This window comes from Nocardioides sp. CPCC 206348, assembly GCF_048654705.1.
Lineage (GTDB): Bacteria > Actinomycetota > Actinomycetes > Propionibacteriales > Nocardioidaceae > Nocardioides.
On the sequence record NZ_JBMCZA010000111.1, the window covers coordinates 30,281 to 31,443 of the forward strand.

Here is a 1,163-nt window from a genome sequence, read left to right on the forward strand (position 1 = left end):
AGCGACCATGCTCTTCCGGGTCCTCAAGTTCATCCCCAAGGCCGGTGGTTGAGGTGCCAGCGGAGCGAGCCCCGACACCCGTGATCCGGCCGATGGTCAACCGCGACTCGGCGTACTTCTGGGAAGGAACCCGGAAGGGAGAGCTGCGGATCCAGAGCTGCAACGCGTGCGGCGCCCTGCGCCACCCACCCGGTCCCGCCTGTCCCGAGTGCGGTGCGCTCGACCGCGGCCATGTCGTCGCATCCGGCCGAGGCACGGTCTTCTCCTACATCGTGCACCGCCACCCGCCGGTTCCCGGAAAGGAACTGCCCATCGTGATCGCCCTGATCGACCTCGAGGAGGGCGTCCGCATGGTCGGCGAGGTGACCGACGTGGCCGACGACGAGATCGAGATCGGCATGCCCCTGCAGGTCGACTTCAACGAGGTCGACGACGACCTGACCCTGCCGATCTGGACCCGTGTTCCCGAGGAGGGCAAGTGAGGACTCTCGAGGCCGGCCAGGCGATTCCCGAGTGGAGCCTGCCGATGACCCCGACCACGATCGTGAGCACTGCGATCGCGACCCGTGACTGGCAGGACGTCCACCACGACCGCGACGTCGCGCAGGCGGCCGGGTCCAAGGACATCTTCATGAACATCCTGACCACCAACGGACTCGTCGAGAAGTTCGTCGCCGACTGGGTCGGTCACGACAGCCAGCTGAAGGGGATCGCGATCCGGCTCGGTGCTCCGGCGCATCCGTACGACACGCTGACGTTCTCCGGCACCGTCACCGAGGTGGCCGACGGGGTGGCGACGATTGCTGTCGTCGGTCGGGTGTCGCTGGGCGACCACGTCACCGGCACCGTCAAGGTGAGCGTCGCGTGACGCGCTCGTTCAGCGGCAAGGCCGCGATCGCCGGTATCGGTGCGACCGAGTTCTCCAAGGAGTCCGGTCGCTCCGAGCTCCAGCTCTCCGTCGAGGCCGTGCGGACCGCGCTGGCCGACTGCGGGCTGGCGCCGGCCGACGTCGACGGCCTGACCACCTTCACGATGGACACGTCGTCGGAGATCGCGGTCGCCCGCGAGCTCGGGATCCCCGAGCTCCGCTTCTTCAGCCGGGTCAACTACGGCGGCGGCGCGGGCTGCGCCACGATCCAGCAGGCCGCGATGGCCGTCGCGAC

2 protein-coding genes and 1 pseudogene are annotated in these 1,163 nt (G+C 68.7%); all 3 read left to right on the forward strand.

Annotated features, from left to right (window positions below):
- The first annotated feature begins 80 nt into the window (after positions 1–80).
- Positions 81–482, forward strand: a complete 402-nt coding sequence (locus tag ACOADB_RS06390) for a Zn-ribbon domain-containing OB-fold protein (protein ID WP_378597118.1) — start codon at positions 81–83, stop codon at positions 480–482.
- Complete coding sequence (locus ACOADB_RS06395) at positions 479–868, forward strand: MaoC family dehydratase (RefSeq protein ID WP_378597120.1); 390 nt, start codon at positions 479–481, stop codon at positions 866–868. Before ACOADB_RS06390 ends, ACOADB_RS06395 begins: the two co-directional genes overlap by 4 nt.
- Positions 865–1,163 (forward strand): annotated as a pseudogene (locus tag ACOADB_RS06400) (lipid-transfer protein); the annotation flags it as partial. The gene ACOADB_RS06395 and the pseudogene ACOADB_RS06400, both read left to right, overlap by 4 nt.